Origin of the sequence: Paenarthrobacter nicotinovorans (assembly GCF_021919345.1) — a bacterium.
Lineage (GTDB): Bacteria > Actinomycetota > Actinomycetes > Actinomycetales > Micrococcaceae > Arthrobacter > Arthrobacter nicotinovorans.
In genome coordinates this window covers 3,554,477-3,574,464 of the sequence record NZ_CP089293.1, presented here as the reverse complement: position 1 = coordinate 3,574,464, position 19,988 = coordinate 3,554,477, and the positions used below count along the sequence as shown (strand labels likewise).

Below are 19,988 nucleotides of genomic sequence, written 5' to 3'. Positions count from 1 at the left end.
CTAAACGGTGTCCTTCCCGGGGACTTCGGGGTCTTCAGGTACTTCAGTGGGATGGGCTTCAAAGGCTTGGACCAGCGCGGGCAGGTTCGCGTTGATGACTTCGACGGCGGTGTCCACACTTTGCTGCGTGTACTTGCCTTCCGCATCAAGGAGCGCCAGGACGCCCACCACGTTGTTGCCAGGATCGAGGACCGGCACGTTGATCACGGCTCCGCAGCCGAGCTGCTGGATAAGTCCGGAGTCTGAAAAGACTTCGCGGAGTGCTGCCAGGTCAGGGGCAAGGAACGGCTTCTTTTCTTCGATGACGGTTCCCAGCCAGCCGGGGGAGATCTCGACGGTCTTCTCTCCGCCCACCGGGTATTCCGCGGGATGGCTGGTGAACAGCCGCTTCAGGCCGGAACGTTGCGGGATCCACTGCAATGCAGTGAACAGGATGACTCCCGGATCCTTCTGCAGGGAGGTGAAGGCCTCTTGGAACGTGGTGTCAGTCTTCATGGTGTTTCCGCTCATTTGCTCGCTGTTCCTGCCGCTGCCGGGTCATGTTCGGCTCGGGCGTTGATGTCTTCCAGCGACTTGCCCGCAGTGGAGGCGCCGAAGATCACGACGCCCAGGACGCCGATTGTCAGCACCACGGTGGTCATGGTGAACACTCCGCCGAAACCGAGGGAAGCCGCGAAGATTCCGATGATGGACGGGGCCAGGATGCTGCCGACGCGGCCCACAGCACTGGCAAGGCCAACGCCGGTGGCGCGCATCCAGGTGGGGAAGAGCTCCGGGGTGTAGGCGTAAACACCTGCGTAGGTGCCGTTCAGGAAGAAGGACAACGTTGCTGCGGCCACCAGGATCATGCCGGAATCGTTGGACTGGCTCAGCCAGAAGGCACTGATGGCCGATCCCGCCAGGTAGAGGGCGATGGTGTTTTTGCGGTCGATCCGGTCACACAACCAGGCCGCCGAGAAGTAGCCGGGGATTTGTGCCAGGTAAATGAGGATGGAGAATTCGAAGCTCTTGGTGACCGTGATGCCACGGCCTACCAGCAACGTGGGAATCCAGGAGAAGAAGCCGTAGTAGGAGAACGTGATGACGAACCAGATCAACCAGATCACCGCGGTCCGGCGGCGCATTGCCTTGGACCACATGAATTTCAGGGCATTCCAGACACTGATCTTTTGCTCGTGCTTGGTGATCTCTTCTTCCGCGGATGGCAAGGGCGCCAAGGGCTTCCCGGTGGCTTTCACTACGCTCTGCTCGAAGCGATCCACTACTGCGGTTGCCTCTGCGATGCGTCCGCGGCTGATGAGGAAGCGCGGGGATTCGGGCAGGCTGCGACGCCACCAGAGCAGGAGGAGGATGGGAACGGCAGTGATGACCTGCGCCCAGCGCCAGCCATCCTCGCCCATGGGAACCACGAACCGGCCGATCAGTGCGGCAGCCACGAAGCCGAAGGAGAAGAAGCCGGCCAGGGTTCCAATGAACCAGCCGCGGCGCTTGGGAGGGATGAACTCGGAGAGGAAGGGGGCGATGATCACGCTTTCGGCGCCGGCCCCCAATCCTGCAAAGATCCGTGCAATCAGGAAGATTTCAAAGTTGGGGGCCATGGCCGCGACGATCGACATGAGGCAGTAGAAGGCAAGAGCCCACAACATGACCTTCTTGCGGCCGAAGCGGTCACCCATCCAACCGGCCAGGATTGCGCCGAAGAAGAAGCCGAACGGGGCCGCGGAGCCAACCAATCCGAGGCTGGCGGTGCTGAGGCCCCATAGTTCCTGGATGCGCGGGAGCAGGAAGGCGACTACTGCACCGTCCATGCCGTCGAACGAGTAGCCGAGGCCTCCGATAAGGAGAAGCTTGTAGTGTGGTCGACTGAGAGCCAGACGATCCAAGCGTGCTGTGAGAGACATGGTGATTCCTGCCAAAGTGGGCCAAGTTGTACATTTTTAGGAATATGCACGGATCTGTGCAGAAGCGATGTATCGAAGTTACGGCCAAAGTGTGAGGTAGGTCAATAGGTGGAAGAAGATTTCGACTCGTCAACGTTGACCGAGTGGCTGGACAGCCGTGTCCAAGGGCGGAAGCTCGCGGCACGCCAATTGCAAGTCATTGGCATCCTCCGATCCCAGCCACGGCTTGCGTCCTACGGCTCTGTGAGCGACATCGCCGGGGCTGCCGCCTCGAACGCCTCCACGGTGACAAGAACCGCGCAAACACTGGGATTCAAGGGGTGGGCAGACTTCCAATTCGAGCTGCGTTCACGCTTCCTGGCGTCCCTTAGCGCAGTGGAAGTTGCCGCCGAACACAACGGCCACATCAACAGCCCGGCACAGGCTGCAGTGTCCACGGATCGCGCCAACCTGGCCCACTTTGAGCGAACCCTGGATGCCAACACCCTTCATGACATTGCGCAGGCGATTGCCGGTGCACGGCAGACTTTCATCGTTGCAGCAGGCAGTTACGCCATCCCGGGCAAGGCGCTGGAACACAACGCGATCATCGCCGGCTACAACGTACGGCTCCTCGATGCCGACGTCGCTGCCCTGACCAACGCCATTGCACGGCTTGGTGCAGAAGACCTCGTCATCGCGATCAGCCTTTGGAGGGTCTACGACAGCACCATGCGGGCGGTCGAGATCGCGCACAACCTTGGCACCCCCATCGCCTCCATCACGGACAGCGCAGGATCACCGGTGGCAGTGCATGCCGACCATCGGATCGTGGTGCCTACGGAAGGCGCGGGATTCTTCCCATCCCTGACAGGTGCCGTATCCGCGGTCCAGGCGATCGCCGTCGAACTCGCTTCCCTGGACCGTGAGCGGTCCAACCAGAACATCGCTGCATCGGAGCGTACCTGGGACCAGATGCGGATCATGCACCCGCGCTCCAGCTCCTAGCGGGAGAGTAGTCTTGTAACCCCGGCCGCCTCTCGAAACGGACCAGTGTCATGGCGCGACTGATCATCATGGGCCCTCCAGGTTCCGGCAAAGGCACGCAGGCTGAGCACCTTGCGCGGCATTTCGGGATTCCCGCCATCTCCACGGGGGATCTGTTCCGCGCCCACGTCCGGGACAAAACCGAACTCGGGCTGGAAGCCAGTGCTTTCATGGACAAGGGCGAGTTTGTGCCGGACCACGTCACCACGGACATGCTCAAGCAGCGCATGGAGGAACCCGATGCTGCCGACGGCTTCCTGCTGGATGGCTACCCCCGGACGGTCATTCAGATCGGGGCCCTGGACGAGATGCTTGCAGTACGAGGCCAGCCCTTGGAAGTTGTCCTGGCGCTCACGGCCCCGGACGGCGAGTTGCTGGCCCGGATGCTCCGCCGTGCCCAAGAACAGGGTCGGAGCGATGATACCGAAGACGTGATCCAACATCGGTTGGAGCTGTACCGCGAAGAGACCCAGCCGGTTTTGACGGCGTACACCAAGCGCGGGATTCTGTTGACCGTGGAGGGAACCGGCGAGCGGGAAAGCATTACGCGGGCCGCAATTGCCGCCGTCGAAGGGGCGCTGGCGGCTTAGCCCCAGGGGACCGCTTGGCGCGCCGTTCGACGACGGCGACCGCACCGCCGTCGACTTTAACGAGGACGACGGCGGGAGTTATGCTCCCGCCGTCGTCCGCCGTTCGGCCTGCTGCATTGCATTGTTGGCGCGGCGCTCAGCCTTCATGCTTGGAATGCTCGCCCAGGCGGTGCCATGAACGGTTGTGGTAGACCAGGGCGTCGCCGGATTCGCCCGCTTGGACGTCACGCATCACGCGGGACTCCAGGGCGTGAACGGCGATGATGCTGGAGGTCCCCACCTCCATGCGATTGATGACGGCGCAACGCACCCAGGCGCGCACATCGTCATACACCGCTTCTCCGGTTTCAAGGGTCGACCAGCGGTGCGTTTGGTCAAAGCGGTCGGCGCCGGGGGTGGCTCCAAACTTCGCCAAGTCGATGTCGTGCGCGTCCAGCAGGTGCACGACGACGGTTTCGGCGCGTGAAAGGACCTCAGAGGCAGAGGACAATGCCGAGACCGAGAAAATCAGCAACGGAGGTTCCGCACTCACTGACACGACCGACGACACCGTCAGCGCCACCGGTCCTTCGCCGGCATCCGCCGTGATGACGGCGACACCTCCCGGGTGGCCACGGAACAGTGCTTTGAATTCGTCGGCCGAGAGGGAGGACGGGAAGCTTTGCTTCGGAGCCCCGACCCACGTGTCCGGCGGGTAGGCGTGAAACATGGTTATGACACCTGGGCGGCGGAGCGGGCGAGTTCCTCGCGGATGATGTTCGTCCCTGCGCTGAGAGCGCTCAGCTTGGCCAGTGCGACGTCCCGGGGGAACGGCGCCATGCCGCAGTTCGAGCTGGGGATGAGCTTGTCCGCATCGACGAACTGCAGGGCCTTGCGGAGGGTGTCGGCGACCTCCTCCGGGGTCTCGATGGTCTCATTTGCGACGTCGATTGCCCCGAGCATGACTTTCTTGCCGCGGAGGAGCTCGATGAGGTCCATGGGCACGTGGGAGTTCTGGCACTCCAGCGAGATGATGTCGATGCTGGAATTCTGCAGCAGCGGGAACGATTCCTCGTACTGCCGCCACTGTGAGCCGAGCGTCGCCTTCCAGTCAGTATTCGCCTTGATCCCGTAGCCGTAGCAGATATGCACGGCGGTCTCCGCGCGCAGTCCCTCTGCCGCTCTCTCCAGGGCGGCCACGCCCCAGTCTTTGACCTCATCGAGGAAGACATTGAACGCGGGCTCGTCGAACTGGATGATGTCCACTCCGGCCGCCTCCAGTTCTTTCGCCTCCTCGTTCAGGATCGCGGCGAACTCCCAGGCCAGCTTCTCGCGGCTCTTGTAGTGGTCATCGTAGAGCGTGTCCACCATTGTCATTGGACCGGGAAGAGTCCATTTGATCGGCCGGTCGGTGGTTGCGCGGAGGAACTTTGCGTCTTCGACGAATACCGGCCGTTCACGGCGCACCGGTCCGACGACGGTCGGCACGCTCGCGTCGTAGCGGTCGCGGATGCGCACGGTCTTGCGCTGTTCGAAGTCGACCCCGCTGAGATGCTCGATGAAGGTAGTGACGAAGTGCTGGCGGGTTTGCTCGCCGTCGCTGACAATGTCGATGCCGCGCCGGGTCTGTTCCTGGATGGCGATGCGCAGGGCATCCTGCTTGCCTTCGAGCAGCGCATCTCCCTCCAGTTTCCACGGCGACCAAAGAGTCTCCGGCTGTGCGAGCCACGATGGTTTCGGCAGGCTTCCGACAACGGTGGTGGGCAAAAGTGTGTTCATGATTGACGTTTCTCCGGGGGTCAGTTGACGAGAGCGGGGTATTTGGCGGTCCACCGGTCCAACAGGTCCTTGTGGGGAGTGATGAAGTGCTCCTCCGTGTATTTCGCCTGCTTGACCGCGAGCTGACTGCGCTCGACGCGGTCGTAAGCGATCCGGGTCCGCGAGTAATCCTGTTCTCCCAGGCTCGGCTGGTAGATGGCGGCGGCGGCGGAGTTCGCGTTGTAGACCTCCGGGCGGTAGATCTTCTGGAACGTCTCCATGGTGCTGATCGTGCCGATGAGCTGCAGGTTGGAGTAGTCGTTGAGCAGGTCGCCGCGGAAATAGAAGGCGAGCGGCGCGACGCTGCCGGGCGGCATGAAGTAGCGGACCTGCAGCCCCATTTTTCCGAAGTACAGGTCGGTCAGCGAGAAGTCGTCCTGCTGGTACTCGACGCCCAGTACCGGGTGATGGTTTCCGGTGCGCCGGTATGTCTTACTCGTGGAGACGCTGATGCAGACCACTGGCGGCTGCGGGAAGCGTTCCTGGCATTCCGCGGAATCGAGGAAGTGCTGGAACAGTTTGCCGTGAAGATCGCCGAAGTCCTCGGGAACGGTGGGCTTGCCTGAGTCGCCTGCTGCTGCCGGCAGTACGACGCTGAAGTCGAAGTCGCGGACGTAGGAGGAGAAGTTGTTTCCCACGATCCCTTGGTGACGGACCCCGTTCAGCTGGTCGACGATCTGGATGTCGAGAACCTCGAACAGGGGGAACTGCTGGTCCGTGGCTTCCGTGGGGAGCTGTATCTGTACGGAAACGATCTCAAGTTCGAGCGTGTAGCGGTCCCGGTGCGGGTTGTCCCAGGCTGCGAGATCGTTGAAGCGTCGCCGCATCATCGTCAAGGCGTTGCGGAGGTTCTCCTGGCGGTGCTCGCCCCGTGCCAGGTTGGCGAAATTCGTCGTGATCCGGGAGCCTTCCGACGGCGAGTAGTCCTCGTCGAAGCGGGTGGTGGTGATGCTGAAGCTGAAGTCGTCTGCCATGCGTTGCCAATCCGTGGTGATGGGCCGGAGACGGCCTTTCAGAAGGGGATGTATCCATGGTGCAACCTTCCTGGGGATATCGGGTAACTAGGCCTTTCTATGCATTCATATAGAATTTCCCTATGCCCCAGATTTCGAGTGGTCTGACCCTGCAGCAGCTCCGTTACTTCATAGAGGTTGCAGCTGAGGGGTCGATCTCCGCGGCTGCAGACCTTCTCTACGTTGCGCAGCCGACAATGTCTGCCGCGATGAAGGATCTTGAGGCCCGGGTGGGCCGTGCGCTCCTGCTCCGTTCCGCCCGCGGGGTGACCCTCACCGCCGACGGGGTGGAGTTTCTCGGCTATGCGAGGCAGGTCGTCGAGCAGTTTGCTCTCCTTGAGCAGCGCTACCTCGGCAGCCCGCCGACGCGACGTTTGCTCGGGGTGTCAACCCAGCACTACTCGTTCGCGGTTGACGCCTTCGTCCGGATGGTCAAGGCCACTGACGTGGCCGAATACGAGTTCTCGCTGCGCGAGTCCCGCACCTGGGACATCATCGAGGATGTCCGGACGCTCCGCAGCGAGATAGGCATCCTTTACCGGAACGATTTCAACCGGAAGATCATCGACAAGCTGATCCGGGATTCCGGGCTCGCGTTCACTCCGCTTTTCCTTGCCGATCCGCACATTTTCATTTCACGGCACAACCCGCTCGCCTCAAAAGAGCGCGCGACCCTCGACGATCTCGCCGGCATGCCGCGGCTTACCTTCGACCAAGGTGCGAATAACTCCTTCTACTTCGCCGAGGAGATTCTCTCCACCTTGTCCAGCAAGCAGGAGATCCGGGTCTCTGACCGTGCGACGATCTTCAACCTCATGATCGGTCTCCACGGCTACACAATCTCGACGGGTATCATCAGCGGCCGCCTCGACCCGGAGATCGTCGCCATCCCGCTCGACGTTGACGAACGCATCGAGATCGGCTGGATCGGCCACGCAGCGATTCCGCTCACTGACCAAGCGCAGCGCTACCTCAAGGAATTGCGGGCCGTCGTCGCTGAGTTCGGCGTAGCGCTGATCGACTGACGGCTTAGCCAGTTACGGCCGGAAGTTCCGCTCCCAGGGCCCGGAGGTAGGCAGCGAATCCCTCCGGTGCGCGGGCGTGGGTCCGCCCGGACGTCAGGACGCGGATGCTGTCCGTAGCGACCACCTGGAATCCCCGGCTGCGGAGGCGTTCCACCAGGACCCTGTCCTCGTGCGCCCGAAGCATCGGAAAGCCGCCCACGGCAAGATATGCAGAGCCGCGGACACCAAAGTTCGCGCCATAAATATGCTGGTGGTTCTCGCGGAACGGGTGGAGTTCCAGCCAGCGCCGCAGCACTGCGGGGTCAACATCGTCGGGGTCGGGCTCCACGGAACCCAGGATGGCATCCGCTCCGTTGTCAGCGAGCTCCACCTGACGTACAAGCCAGTTCTCCGGCACCGCGGAATCGGCGTCGGTGTTGGCGAGCCAGAGGTCCCCGGCGTTGATGGGGTGGCACGCGGCCAGCGCGCTGCGGAAGCCAAAACCGCGGCTGGCGCCCGTGCTCCGCAACGCCACTTCAATCAGGGAAAGGCGGGCATCGCCGGCCACGTACGCGGCCGTGATCTCCGCTGAGCGGTCGGTGCAACTGTCCAGGACCACCGTCATGCGGAGCCGGATGTCCGGGCGTGCCTTGTTGAGCGCGTCGGCGGCTGCCCGAAGCGCTGACAGCGCTTTGCCGATGTGCTGGTCCTCGTTGTGGGCGGGCACCACCACTGCCACATCCCGTATGCCCTGGGGTGCCGGATCTGTCATGTCGCTCCGCCCGGGGCGACGAGGATCTCGAGCATGAAGTCTTTCTCACGGTAAAGCCCATGCGTAGGCCAATCCAGTTGGGTGCGGGCCATCGCATGGACGGCTTCCGCATCAAGTTGCCAGCCGGAAATCGGGTGCCGCCAGTGGCACAGGAGCAGGGTGCCGCCGGGGCGGGTGGAGGCATGGATCCTGGCCAGGAGTTCGGTGAGCTCCTCCGGGGAAAGGTAGTAGCCGGTCTCGGACAACACCACCAGATCGAACGTGCCTTCGGGCCATTCATGCGGCATGGTGAGGTGCCGGGCTTCCGCCGACGGAAACCCGGAAAGCCGCTTACTGGCCTCCTCGAGCGCCGTGCTGCTGGCGTCCACTCCGAGGAACGTTCCGCAGCGCTTGGCGAGCTCTTCGCTCAGCGTGCCGATGGAACAGCCCAGTTCAAGTCCTGCTTCGTAGGATTCCCGGGGGAGTGCAGCCAGGGTCAGGGCCCGCTTGCGGCGTTCGTACCAGCTGGTGGTGTAGCTCCAGGGATCCTCGTCGCGGGAGTGGACTTCGTCGAAGATCCGCTCGGCATCCTTGGCGCTGTTGTTTCCAGCCGTTGACGGGTGCCAGGCGAAGGTTTCCCAAGGCCTCTGGAAGTGTTCCAGGAAGGTTCCGGAGAGCAGTGTCTCGTCGCCCGGCTGCCCGGAGAGAGGTTCCGTTTGCGAGGCGTGGGCCCGCATCGCGGCAGCTTTGGCTTCCTGCTCCGATGCTTCGAGTGGGAGCCGCACCCACGTCCGCCAGGTTTCGTGGTCCGGCCCTGCCCACAGCCAGTACCAGATGGGGTATTCCAACAGACCGTGGCCATCGTTTTCGGCGAGCTGCGCGGCCGTGGAGCCCAGGACGTCGTGGTCGGTGTGTCCGTCGGAACGGAACGGGGCAATGATCGTCACGTTTTCCGCCGGACGCCCTGATGATGCCACGGCCTTCCGCACCGCGTCCGCGATCCGGTCTGCGTTGGCTGCCAGTCTGCCGTCGGGCAGTTCCAGGAACTGCCAGCTCGCGCCGGGAGCCAGCCCGGACACAGCCGCGTCGAACTCAGTGAGCCTGACAGCGGCAAGCTGTTCCGGCGTCGTCGTTGGCGATTCCGGGTGGGAGGCTTCACCGGCGGTGCAGAGCAGGACCTTGATGTCTGCGCCTGCTGCGTGAAGTTTTGCGAGGAATCCGCCGGCGCCCAGGGATTCGTCATCCGGGTGCGCAGCGAGCACCACGAAGGTCGTGCCCGCAAGTTCGTCCTTGTCCAGGGGGAGTTCGGGCAAGGCGGCCAGGCCGCTGGCCAGCCAGTCAGACTCCGCCGTGCCGGTATCTGCATGCGTGAACGTCACCAACTGCGATCCCCTTTCAAGGCCAGGGCGCCCAACTGGGCATCGTCCCGCATGGCGTGGTGCTGCCTGATGTACAGGGACAGGTCCGCCATGCGCTTTGCATATGCTTCGTCGAATGCCAGCGGGGCGGGGCCGAGGTTCTGCGTCACCAGGGTTTGGATGCGCTCGACGGCGGCGGCTACCGTTCCGCGGACACGCAAGGCATCGCTCCAGGGGCTTTGACCTTCGGAATCCGCGTCCTCCAGCTCGCCGGCGTCGATGCGTTCCGCGGTCTGGGCGAGGTAGCCGGTAACCGTGCTGATGGTGCGGTCGATTTCTCCCAAGGTGGCCAGTGCGATCTGGTCGGGTTCACGGCCATTGCCGGAAGCCTTGCTCAGCGCGGTGGCGTAGTCCCGGGCCACGGCCACCGCCCCGCCCAGCCAGCATGCAGCGACTCCCATTCCGCCCCACGCGAATCCGGGCCGGGAGAAGTACCAGCCCTCCCCGCCGACCGGTGCGGCCGGGACGTTGGCGAAGTGGACCGTGCCGCTCGGGATTTCCTGCAGTCCGCGCGCCGTCCATACCGGGGTTTCCGCGCTGACCCCGGGGTCCTTCAGGTTAACCGCGAAGGCGGCCCTGCCGCCGTCGTCGGGAAGATGCGCGGTGATCACCGCGCCGTCCAGCTGTTGGGCCAGGGAGCACCACGGCTTGGATCCGTGCAGGACGTAGCTGCCGTTCGCAGTGCGTTTGGCTTCGAGTTTCATGCCGGGTCCCTCCGCCGCGAACACTCCCCAGGCGCCTGCCGTGGTGGTTTCGCTTCCGGCCTGGGCGAGGATCGCGAGGGCGTCCAAGTGGGGCTCCAGCACTCGCCCGGCAGCGACATCCACGGCCGTCACTGAAGCCAGGAGTTCCCAGAGCTTGGCTGTGCTGCCCTCCCCGGGCATGGGAGCTGTCTGGCCGAGTTCCCCGGCGATGGCGAGCAGGGCCGGGACGTCGCCCACGGCAGCCTTGATTTTTTCCAGGGCCGGCTCCAGGGCTTGGAGCTGTACTGGTACGGAGCTGATGCGTACGGGCTGGGGGTCGGGTGCGCTCATGGACCCAGCCTATTCTAAGCAGCCTTAGTTTTGGCGCGGGTGGAAAGAAACGACGGCGGGAAGGTCCGCCTCGACTGCCACGCTCCGGACCCCCAACGCGCGCCACCCCCGTCAAAGTTCCCATAGGTCCCAACATGAAGCGCATCTTCACAGCTTTTGTCACGCTTGTCACATCTTGTTGTCATTAACCGTGACAGGTTCCGTAGCTTGGAAGGGTCAGCACATTCCGAGCCAGGAGAACCAATGCCTCAGCCCAACGAATCCGCCACCGTCCCCACCGACTCCCACAGCCCGCCGGGCCCGGGAACAAAGAAGCCAAGTTTCCTCAGCAACCTCGGTGCGGATCTCCCTGCCTCACTCGTGGTCTTCCTCGTAGCCCTTCCGCTTTCCCTTGGAATCGCCGCAGCCTCCGGTGCTCCGATCATGGCCGGGCTCATTGCCGCAGCCGTTGGCGGCATTGTCGCGGGCAGCCTTGGCGGCTCCCCGCTGCAGGTGAGCGGCCCCGCCGCGGGACTGACCGTCGTCGTCGCCGGTCTGGTCGCAGAATTCGGCTGGCAGGTGACGTGCGCAATCACCGCTGCAGCCGGCGTCGTACAGCTGCTCATGGGCGTCAGCCGCATAGGCCGGGCCGCGCTGGCAGTGTCGCCAGTGGTGGTCAAGGCGATGCTCGCGGGCATCGGAATCACGATCATCCTGCAGCAGCTCCATGTCCTCCTCGGCGGGCAGGCCGCGGGCTCCGCCGTCGAAAACCTCACCGCACTGCCATCCGCAGTCACCAACGTTGAGTTGCACTCGGCACTGCTGGGACTGGCCGTCGTCGCGATTCTGCTGACGTGGAAGTTCCTCCCCGCTGCGGTGCGTAAAGTGCCGGGACCCCTGGCCGCCGTCGTTGCCGTCACCGCGCTGTCCGTAGCGGTGGCGCCGGGCGTGGAGCGGATCAGCTTCACGGGTTCGATTTTCGACGCCGTCGCACTCCCCAGCCTGCCTGACGGCAACTGGCGCGCCGCCGCCATGGCCGTTATCACGGTGGCGCTGATCGCCAGCATCGAATCGCTGCTGTCCGCCGTTGCCGTGGAAAAGATGCACGGCGGAATCCGGACCAACCTCAACCGCGAACTCGTCGGTCAAGGCTCGGCGAACATGGTCTCCGGCATGCTCGGTGGATTGCCGGTCACCGGGGTCATCGTCCGCAGCGCCACCAATGTCGAAGCCGGCGCGAAAAGCCGGACGTCCGCCATCCTACATGGCGTTTGGGTCCTGGTCTTCTCGGCCTTGTTCGCCGGCCTCATCCAGCTGATCCCGCTTTCTGTCCTTGCCGGTCTGCTGTTGGTGATCGGCGCGAAGCTCGTCAAAGTGGCCGACATCCGCACCAGTCTTCGCACGGGCGACCTCCTGGTCTATGCCGTCACGCTGGTGTGCGTCGTCGCGCTGAACCTCCTGGAGGGCGTCATCATCGGCCTGGCACTCGCCGCCCTGTGCGTGCTGTGGCGGGTCCTTCGTGCCCAGATCCACGCGCACGCCCCGGCAGGAACCGGGCTGCCCTGGCGCGTAACGATCGCCGGCTCGTGCAGCTTCTTCGCGCTGCCCCGGCTCAACCGCGTCCTGCACTCCGTGCCCGAAGGCCAGGATGCCGTAGTGGAACTCAACGCCGACTACCTGGATCATGCCTTCCGCGAAGCACTGGTGGCATGGGAGAAACAGCAAAGGAACGGCGGAGCAGCCGTGGTGGTGGAGGAGCACGGCACTACCGTATTCAGCGACGCCGAGGACAACTCTCCGCAGCGCCAGGAACCGCGCGAATTTCCGCTGCCGCCGCGTACGTCATGGCAGCCCGCCGATGCCGCCGGCCAAAGGAACGACGACGGCGACTCCCACCCGCCGCTGCGCTCCATCCTCCTGGGCATCGACAAATACCACCGCCGCCACGCAGACAAAGTCCGGCCCCTGGTCCAGGACCTCACCGAAGGCCAGAATCCCGACACCCTGTTCGTGGCCTGCGTTGATTCGCGGGTGAATCCGAACCTGATCACCAGCAGCGGTCCCGGTGATCTCCTCACCCTGAGGAACATCGGCAACGTGGTGTGCAGCGACGATCATGACGCGTCGATTGACTCCACGCTGGCTTTTGCAGTGAAGGCCTTGTCCGTGGACTCGATCGTTGTCTGCGGCCACTCCAACTGCGGAGCCATGAAAGCCGTGATCGCCGATGCGGAAGGATCAGCCGCTGGCCTGGGACGTGGGTTCGATGCCTGGCTTGAACATGCCCGCCCCAGTTACCAAGCACTCCTGGCGGGACATCCCGTGGCCCGCGCCGCCGGAGCAGAAGGTTTCGGCCGCCTGGATCAACTCAGCATGGTGAATGTGGCCCTGCAACTGGGCAAGCTGGCGGAGCATCCCGTCACCGGTCCGGCGTTGGCCTCCGGAACAGTGCAGGCGACCGGTCTGTTCTACGACATCTGCACGGCGAGGGTGGTCCTGGTGACCCCGGAAGGTATCGAGCAGTTGGATCCGAGCATGGCCGTCCGCTAAGCCTTGGCGGTGCACCGCCACCGCCCACTTTCGATCCCGTACTGCCCCGACACTCCGTACCCGCGGCGTGTCGGGGCAGTTTCACGTTCAGAGTGGGTGGTGGAGGTACAGCCTGTCGGTTTCGACGACGGCGCGCTGGGTACGGATTAAGCACTGCAAGGTGGGGAATACTGGACGGAGAACCACGAATTCCGGCAGACGAGGGCTGCCGTTCGAGGAGGTGGCGGACACGATGAGTGCCGGGAACAACGCTTTCAGGCGGAAGCTGGAGCGCGGGGCCGAACTGCGGGCCGTACGCGGCTGGGGCGGCAACGCCCAGGAGGACGCCGAGCTTGAGGCCGCGGACGCCGAAGAACGCGAGAAGCGCCGAAAGGTGGATGACGCGGCCCGCGTCGAATACCTGATCCGGGACGCCATGAACCAAGGGAAGTTCGACAACCTCAAGTACGCCGGCAAACCGATCCCCGGGCTCGGCGAGCACTACGATCCCGACTGGTGGGTCAAGGGACTCATCCAGCGCGAACGGCTGAGCGGGATCGGCCCTCCTGCCATCCTGCTGCGCATTGAAGACGCCGAACTGGACGCGAAGCTGGATCAGCAATACAGCGAGAAACAAGTCCGGGACATCCTCGAGGACTTCAACAAACGCGTGATTGAGGCCCGGAGGCAGCTCCAAGGCGGGCCGCCGGTCATCACGAAACTCAGGGATGTGGATGCCGAACTCGAACGGTGGCGGCAGCGGCGCGCGGCTGCCTCTCCGCCGGAGCCGGAACCGCAGGCGCCGGGCAAGCGAAGCTTTTGGCAGCGCCTCTGGAACGGCTCGGGCTAATCCGGACGCTGCCCGCTTGGGCGGGGCGCACACAACAGCAGCCGACGGCGGGACCTGGGTCCCGCCGTCGGCTGCTGTTTGATGGTGGTGCCGTTAGGCGAAGCTGTCTTCCTTGGCCTCCGGAGTGGCCGCGGCGGGCTTTCCCTTGAGCAGCGCGGACAGGTGCGCCTGCTGCTGGCGGAAGTGGCCGTGCGCAGTGAGGCCGAACTCGTAAGCGGACTCGGCATGCTGGGTGAGGTCGACGCCGGTGATTTCGTGCTCGTGCGGGACCCGGAAGCCGATGGTCTTGTTGATGATCCGGCCAATGACCAAGGTGCCCACACCGGAGAGGGCAATGGTGATCACGACAGCCACGAGCTGCGCAACGAGCTGCTGGGGGCCGCCACCGTAGAAGAGGCCGCCGGCCACACCGTCCTGGGGGAAGGCGATGAAGCCCAGGGACAGGGTGCCGATGACACCGGCGCCGAAGTGCACGCCAACGACGTCGAGGGAATCGTCGAAACCGAACTTGTACTTCAGGTCAACGAACACCGCGCAGGCAGCACCGGCCACCAAACCCAGGCCCAGGGCGGCCAGCGGGCTGATGTTGGCGCAGGAAGGGGTGATCGCAACCAGGCCGGCCACGACGCCGGACGCTGCACCCAGGGAGGTGGGGTGTCCGTGGCGGACCTTCTCGACCACAAGCCAGCTCAGCATGGCCGCTGCCGGAGTTACCAAGGTGTTGACCCAGATCAGGCCGGCCTGCTCGGCAGTGGTGGCAGCGCCGCCGTTGAAACCGAACCAGCCGAACCACAGGATTGCTGCGCCGATCATGATGAAGGGGACGTTGTGCGGGCGGTGGTTGGGGTCCTTGGCGAATCCATGGCGCTTTCCCACGATCAATGCGAGGACGAAAGCGGCAGTTCCCGAGCTGACCTCAACTACCGCACCGCCGGCGAAGTCGATGACCTGGCCGAAGACTTCAGTCACGGCCCCGCCGGCGCTCATCAGGCCGCCGCCCCACACCATGTATGCCAGCGGGCAGTAGACAACGGTGATCCAGATCGGCACGAACAATGCCCAGGCACCGAACTTGGCCCGGTCGGCTATGGCGCCGCTGATGAGGGCAACGGTGATGATGGCGAAGGTCGCTGCGAAGGTGGCCTTGATGAGGTCGGGCGTGCCCACCAGATCCTGCAGGCCGAAGTGTGCGAAGGGGTTGCCGAACAGGCCCAGGAAGCCATCACCGGTAGTCATCGAGTAGCCCCAAAGGACCCAGACAACACCCACGATCCCCGCGGAGATGAAGCTCATCATGATCATGTTCAGTGCTGCCTTGGCGCGGGTCATGCCGCCGTAGAACAGGCCGAGGCCGGGGGTCATGAAGAGCACCATTGCCGCCGACAACATCATCCAGACGTTCTGCGCAGAGATCTCCACCTGCGTTCCCTTCTTTCAAGCCTGTCCGAAACGAGCCGTGATTTATCCGGCTCCCGTAAAGCCCCCCGATCAATATTCGGTGAGCTATGTTTCCGACTCAGAAGAGCTAAGTTGCAGGTAAGTTACAGAAATCTCCCGTTCGTGAAGATCAGGTCACTGGCATGTTTCGGGGATGTTAACGGCGCTTCTCCCGGGGTCCGGCCGGGTAGCCGCCGCGCCTGCTGGCGATGATGATGACCAGCGCTATCGCTGTCGGAACCGCCGCGGCCAGGGGCACCAGCTGGGCGCCCACCGTGGTGAGGGCGAACGCGCCATAGACAGCCCCGACGGCGATCCCCAGTTGGATGGTCACCACGGTGAGGCCATTGGCAGCGTCCTTGTGCTCGCCGCCGGCCCGGAGAATCGCTGCCTGGTTGTAGATGCCCACCGCGCCGAACGCGATACCCCACAGCGTCATCAGCCCGAACGCCCCCACCCAGGTGCCGCCCAGTGCCGGCAGCAGGGCGAAGGCAAGAGTCAGGAGTCCGACGGCGGCAATCACCGAGGCACGTGGACGGGAGTCGGCGGTCATGCCGGCAATCCAAATCCCCACCAGGCTGGCGATTCCCACCACGGACAGGGAGATGCTGGTGGCCGATTCCGGCAGCCCGGAAGCCAGTAGGAAGGGCGCCACGTAGGTGAACAGGGTGAAGTGGGCCAGGAGCAGGAGGGGCCAGGCGATGGCCACGGCGATGACGCCCGGCAGTTTCATGGCAGCACGCAGGGACGGAGCCTTCTGGCTGGCGTTGTCGTGAGCGCCGGGAAGGAGCCAGAAAGCCAACACGGCCAGCAGCACGCCCACGCCCGCGAGAACCAGGAAGGAAGCACGCCAGGTCATCAGTGAACCCATGAGTGTGCCGATGGGAGCCCCCACTGCAAGTGCGATGCTGTTGCCGCTGAACACCACGGCCATGGATTTACCCACGGAGTGTGCCGGAACGATTCGTGCCACGTAGGGCGCCATGCTGGACCACAGCATCCCGTGCGCGATGCCGCCGAGTAGCCTGGCCCCGATCGCCCACCCCAGCTCGGGGCTCAACGCCAGCAGGACATTGCTGAGCGCAAAAGCCAGCACGGTGGCGATCAGCAGCGTCTTGCGGGGAACCCTGCCGGCCAGGAACCGGGATAGGGGGAGCGCCGTGAAGACGATGATCGCCGCATACACGGCGGTCAGCGAACCAACTGCCGACTCGTCGACACCGAGGTCGCGGCTGATTTGCGGAAGCAAGCCGGATGGAAGAAGCTCGGTGGTTACCGCAGTAAACCCGGCCGCTGCCAGCACAAGCAGTCCGCCCCAGGGGATCTTCCTGGGCTGCTGCCTTTCAGCGGGTGACGCCGTGGGCGATGGTGTTTCGACGACCGAAGGGTCCTGCGTCAAAGATTGCTCCTCAGGGATGGGTCAAGCTCGGGGTGCTGTTTCATGGGGGTCCGTACAACGGTATGCAGCCACGGCGGTGTGAGGGAGTCCCTGTCAGACACCCCCTTGCAGCAACACACTTTGTCTCCCGGCCATTCCTCACGCAGACTTGGCCTGTGAAGCCCTTCCTATTGCTGGCTACCCGCGCCGAAGACGCCGCAGCAGATGACGAGTACCAGGCTTACCTACGCTACTGCGGACTGAAACCGGACGAATTGATCCGGATCCGGCTGGAATCCGGGCCTTTGCCGCCTCTTGAACTGTCGGACTACTCCGGGGTGATCGTGGGTGGAAGTCCCTACACCTCTAGCGATCCTGTGGAGGAGAAGAGCGCAGACCAGGTCCGGGTTGAGACGGAACTCTCATCCCTCCTGGACAGGATCGTGGCGGAAGACTTCCCCTTCCTGGGTGCCTGCTACGGTGTCGGCACGCTGGGAGTGCACCAGGGCGCAGTCATTGACCGGCGCTTCGGAGAGCCGGTGGGAGCTACGGAGATCACCCTGACGACGGAAGGGGACCGGGATCCGCTGCTGAAGGGTCTCCCGCACCGGTTCGAGGCCTTCGTCGGCCACAAGGAAGCGTGCAGCCAGCTGCCCCCGAACGCAGTATTGCTGGCCAGCTCGGAGGCCTGCCCCGTGCACATGTTCCGCATCAAGAACAACCTCTACGCAACCCAGTTCCACCCCGAGCTGGACGCCGACGGACTCATCACGCGGATCAACATCTACAAGAACGCCGGATATTTCCCGCCCCACGAAGCCGATGAACTCATCGAGACAGCCCGGAAATCGTCCGTGACAGAGCCCATGCGCGTGCTCAGGAATTTCACGGAGCGCTACGCCCGCTAGCCCCTCCCGTTGTGAGGCCCGCTTTGCGCGCTGTGCGTTGGGAATGCCACGCAGAGCGGGCCCCGCAACGCGACGTCCGACGTCGGAAGCCCCCCCCGGGGACGTCAACGTCACCTGTGGCACGGCTACCGTTGCGGCGCTGCCGGACTGGTGCTGGGCTGTTGGGCGGGTGAGGGAGCAGGAGCTACAAAGGGTCCGCTCGGGTAGAGCGCCGTGGCTTCCATCATGTAGTTCGCCCATTGCGGACCGGCGATCATGTAGCCGTCCAAGGATTTGTAGAACTTGCCGTTGATGGTGACGTTCTGGCCCGCCCGCTGTTGTCCCGCCGTCGTGTCCCCAAAGAACGACGCCGTGGCGAGCGCCGTCGTGTACCCGGCCACCCAGGTGGCGCCGTTGTTGTTGGACGTTCCGGTCTTGGCGGCTACCGGGACCCTGCTTTGGACCTTGGGTTCGATGTAGACGCCGGATCCCATCTTGAGCACATCCTGGAGTACGGCATTTACGCCCCGTGCCACAGCCGGCTTGACGGCTTCACGGCATTCCGGCGTCTGCGCTTCGTATTCCCTGCCCTGGGCGTCGCTGATCTCCGTGATGGCGATGGGCTTGCAGTAGGTGCCGTCATTGGCGAAGGTGGCGTAGGCGCTCGCCAACACAAGAGGCGCGACGCCGATGGAGCCCAGTAGATTGCCGATCTGGTGCATGTTGATTGGGGCATTGTCCAGCCCGCTGTGCAGGCCAACTGTGTCCACCATCCGCTGGATTCCGCAGAAGTCCAGCTGTGCCGCCGTGGCGAAAGTGGCCGTATTGATGGAGTTGTAGAGGCCGTAGTTGATGGGCATGGGGCGGTAGTAGCCAGGGTCGTTGTTCTGCAGGTCGTCATCCGCGCCAAGGTTTTGTGCCTTCTGTGCCGTACTGTAGCCGCCCAGCACCTTGCCGCAACTGGAACGCCAAGGGAAGCCCACGGGGTATACCCGCCGTGATGCGTCCACCACGGCGGTGGGGTTCTTGCCTTCGTTGAGCCACTCCGCATAGATGAAGGGCTTCATGGTGGAACCGGGCTGGAAACCTCCGGCGCCGTTCAGGTCGTAGCCGTTCTCGTCTTTTGCATCCACGTTGAAGTTCAGCTGGGTGTCGAACTTCCCCTCTTGTGGAACGAACACCGTGTTCTGGGCCATCGCCAGGACCTTACCGGTACCTGGCTGCACGGTGGTCATGGCAGCACCCCATTTGTCCGGGTTATCACCGGCGGATGCGTCCACCTGTTGCTGGGCGATGGCCTGGAGCCTGCTGTCCAGTGTGGTGGTGATGGTGAGGCCGCCGCGATACAGGAGCCGTTCACGATCCTGCACCGTGTCACCGTAGGCCTCGTTGTTAAGGATGAGGTGCGAGATGTAATCGCAGAAATACGTGGCAATGGCAGCACCGGCACATCCTTGAAGGGATGGAGTGATGTTCAATTCCACCGGTGTTGCCACAGCCACGCCATGGTCCACGGGGGTGATCTTCCCCTGTTCGAGCATCCGGTCCAGTACCAGGTTGCGCCTGGCCAGTGCTGCCGCCGGGTCGACCGTGGGGTCGTAGATGCTGGGACCATTCACCAGGCCTGCCAACAGCGCCGCCTGGGGCAGTGTCAGCTCCGCGGCGGAGGTGCTGAAGAAGTAGCGGGACGCAGCTTCGATGCCGTAAGCATTCCTGTTGAAGAACACGATGTTCAGGTATCCCTCAAGGATCTGGTCCTTGCTGAAGCGTTTCTCCAGTTCCAGGGCGAGCTTGATCTCGCGCAGCTTGTCTCCCACTGTTTTCTCGCCGCTGAGTACTACGTCCTCGGGGCGGCCCTGTGAAAGCCGGGACTCGTTAAGCACGTTGGTGACGTACTGCTGCGTCAGCGTGGAGGCCCCCTGCTTGGTTCCTTTGGTCAGGTTGGAGGTCAGCGCCCGCATGATTCCGTGCGCATCCACACCCGGATGCTCGTAGAAACGGCTGTCTTCGATGGCTACGATTGCTTCGCGGATGAACGGCGACATGTCCTCGAGAGGAACCTTGACCCTGTTCTCGGCGAAAAACGTGGCGATGAGTTGGCCGTCAGCGGTGACCACCTTGCTGGAAAGGGAAGGTGACTCCACGTCGAGCTGGCTGGGAAGACTCTCGTAGAAACCTATGGACCCACCCACGGTTGTGCTGGTGAGGGCAACCACCGGGACCACGAAGCCGGAGATCAACACCCCGCAGAGCAGGCTCACGAAGAAGAACCCGAAGATCCTTAACAGGACCTTGCCCAGACCCAGTGGTCCTCTGTTGTTCCGCGCCATTTTCGTGCCAATCCGTAGGGATGCCAGGCTGAAAAGTAGCTACAGAATACGTCCGGAACGTCAG

Annotated in this window: 17 protein-coding genes; 6 read left to right on the top strand and 11 right to left on the bottom strand. The window is 63.7% G+C overall.

Annotated elements, in window-relative coordinates:
- Both JMY29_RS16510 and JMY29_RS16505 read right to left on the bottom strand, forming a co-directional pair.
- Positions 1-510, bottom strand: coding sequence for a GAF domain-containing protein (locus tag JMY29_RS16510; protein ID WP_110505594.1), 510 nt, complete (start codon positions 508-510; stop codon positions 1-3).
- Positions 507-1,901: an MFS transporter gene (locus tag JMY29_RS16505; protein ID WP_055972435.1), complete on the bottom strand. Its 1,395-nt coding sequence runs from the start codon at positions 1,899-1,901 to the stop codon at positions 507-509. The genes JMY29_RS16510 and JMY29_RS16505 overlap by 4 nt, the downstream gene beginning before the upstream one ends.
- 108 nt (positions 1,902-2,009) lie before the next feature.
- Between JMY29_RS16505 and JMY29_RS16500 the strand changes: the two genes are divergently transcribed.
- Positions 2,010-2,888 (top strand): MurR/RpiR family transcriptional regulator, encoded by an 879-nt coding sequence (locus JMY29_RS16500; protein WP_082924656.1) that lies wholly within the window; start codon positions 2,010-2,012, stop codon positions 2,886-2,888.
- A 50-nt stretch (positions 2,889-2,938) separates the two neighbouring features.
- Positions 2,939-3,517: an adenylate kinase gene (locus tag JMY29_RS16495; protein ID WP_018778814.1), complete on the top strand. Its 579-nt coding sequence runs from the start codon at positions 2,939-2,941 to the stop codon at positions 3,515-3,517.
- A 136-nt stretch (positions 3,518-3,653) separates the two neighbouring features.
- Here JMY29_RS16495 and JMY29_RS16490 read toward each other — a convergent pair whose 3' ends face one another.
- Genes JMY29_RS16490 through JMY29_RS16480 form a run of 3 tightly spaced genes read right to left on the bottom strand, consistent with a single transcriptional unit; the run spans position 3,654 to position 6,288 of the window.
- Positions 3,654-4,226, bottom strand: a complete 573-nt coding sequence (locus JMY29_RS16490; RefSeq protein WP_039242903.1) for a flavin reductase family protein — start codon at positions 4,224-4,226, stop codon at positions 3,654-3,656.
- Between the two features lie 2 nt (positions 4,227-4,228).
- The gene (locus JMY29_RS16485; RefSeq protein WP_189076647.1) at positions 4,229-5,275 is read right to left on the bottom strand and encodes a methionine synthase; all 1,047 of its coding nucleotides are present in this window, start codon (positions 5,273-5,275) and stop codon (positions 4,229-4,231) included.
- 20 nt (positions 5,276-5,295) lie between these two features.
- Positions 5,296-6,288 (bottom strand): DUF1852 domain-containing protein, encoded by a 993-nt coding sequence (locus JMY29_RS16480; RefSeq protein ID WP_189076646.1) that lies wholly within the window; start codon positions 6,286-6,288, stop codon positions 5,296-5,298.
- 122 nt (positions 6,289-6,410) lie between these two features.
- Here JMY29_RS16480 and JMY29_RS16475 point away from each other — a divergent pair, with 122 nt between their 5' ends.
- Positions 6,411-7,352 carry a LysR family transcriptional regulator gene (locus JMY29_RS16475; RefSeq protein WP_018778818.1) on the top strand — a complete coding sequence of 314 codons (942 nt, stop codon included), beginning with the start codon at positions 6,411-6,413 and terminating at the stop codon, positions 7,350-7,352.
- A 4-nt stretch (positions 7,353-7,356) separates the two neighbouring features.
- Here the strand turns inward: JMY29_RS16475 and JMY29_RS16470 are convergent, their stop codons facing one another.
- The 3 genes from JMY29_RS16470 to JMY29_RS16460 are packed head-to-tail and all read right to left on the bottom strand — an operon-like array spanning position 7,357 to position 10,534.
- On the bottom strand, positions 7,357-8,103 hold the full coding sequence (locus JMY29_RS16470; protein WP_039242900.1) for a glycosyltransferase: 747 nt from the start codon (positions 8,101-8,103) through the stop codon (positions 7,357-7,359).
- The gene (locus JMY29_RS16465; protein WP_189076645.1) at positions 8,100-9,464 is read right to left on the bottom strand and encodes a PIG-L family deacetylase; all 1,365 of its coding nucleotides are present in this window, start codon (positions 9,462-9,464) and stop codon (positions 8,100-8,102) included. The genes JMY29_RS16470 and JMY29_RS16465 overlap by 4 nt, the downstream gene beginning before the upstream one ends.
- Positions 9,458-10,534 carry an acyl-CoA dehydrogenase family protein gene (locus JMY29_RS16460; RefSeq protein ID WP_055972426.1) on the bottom strand — a complete coding sequence of 359 codons (1,077 nt, stop codon included), beginning with the start codon at positions 10,532-10,534 and terminating at the stop codon, positions 9,458-9,460. The genes JMY29_RS16465 and JMY29_RS16460 overlap by 7 nt, the downstream gene beginning before the upstream one ends.
- A gap of 243 nt (positions 10,535-10,777) precedes the next feature.
- On the opposite strand from JMY29_RS16460, the gene JMY29_RS16455 reads away from it, so the two are divergent.
- Together JMY29_RS16455 and JMY29_RS16450 are read left to right on the top strand one after the other, a co-directional pair.
- Positions 10,778-13,063 (top strand): SulP family inorganic anion transporter, encoded by a 2,286-nt coding sequence (locus JMY29_RS16455; RefSeq protein WP_189076644.1) that lies wholly within the window; start codon positions 10,778-10,780, stop codon positions 13,061-13,063.
- Positions 13,064-13,295: 232 nt separating this feature from the next.
- The gene (locus JMY29_RS16450; RefSeq protein ID WP_189076643.1) at positions 13,296-13,892 is read left to right on the top strand and encodes a DnaJ family domain-containing protein; all 597 of its coding nucleotides are present in this window, start codon (positions 13,296-13,298) and stop codon (positions 13,890-13,892) included.
- A gap of 93 nt (positions 13,893-13,985) precedes the next feature.
- On the opposite strand, the gene JMY29_RS16445 is transcribed toward JMY29_RS16450, so the two are convergent.
- Together JMY29_RS16445 and JMY29_RS16440 are read right to left on the bottom strand one after the other, a co-directional pair.
- Positions 13,986-15,311 (bottom strand): ammonium transporter, encoded by a 1,326-nt coding sequence (locus tag JMY29_RS16445; RefSeq protein ID WP_039242895.1) that lies wholly within the window; start codon positions 15,309-15,311, stop codon positions 13,986-13,988.
- A gap of 175 nt (positions 15,312-15,486) precedes the next feature.
- Positions 15,487-16,728 carry an MFS transporter gene (locus tag JMY29_RS16440; RefSeq protein ID WP_039242894.1) on the bottom strand — a complete coding sequence of 414 codons (1,242 nt, stop codon included), beginning with the start codon at positions 16,726-16,728 and terminating at the stop codon, positions 15,487-15,489.
- Positions 16,729-16,883: 155 nt separating this feature from the next.
- On the opposite strand from JMY29_RS16440, the gene JMY29_RS16435 reads away from it, so the two are divergent.
- Positions 16,884-17,615, top strand: a complete 732-nt coding sequence (locus JMY29_RS16435) for a glutamine amidotransferase (RefSeq protein ID WP_189076642.1) — start codon at positions 16,884-16,886, stop codon at positions 17,613-17,615.
- A 125-nt stretch (positions 17,616-17,740) separates the two neighbouring features.
- Here JMY29_RS16435 and JMY29_RS16430 read toward each other — a convergent pair whose 3' ends face one another.
- Positions 17,741-19,924, bottom strand: coding sequence for a transglycosylase domain-containing protein (locus JMY29_RS16430; RefSeq protein ID WP_189076641.1), 2,184 nt, complete (start codon positions 19,922-19,924; stop codon positions 17,741-17,743).
- Between the last annotated feature and the right edge of the window lie 64 nt (positions 19,925-19,988).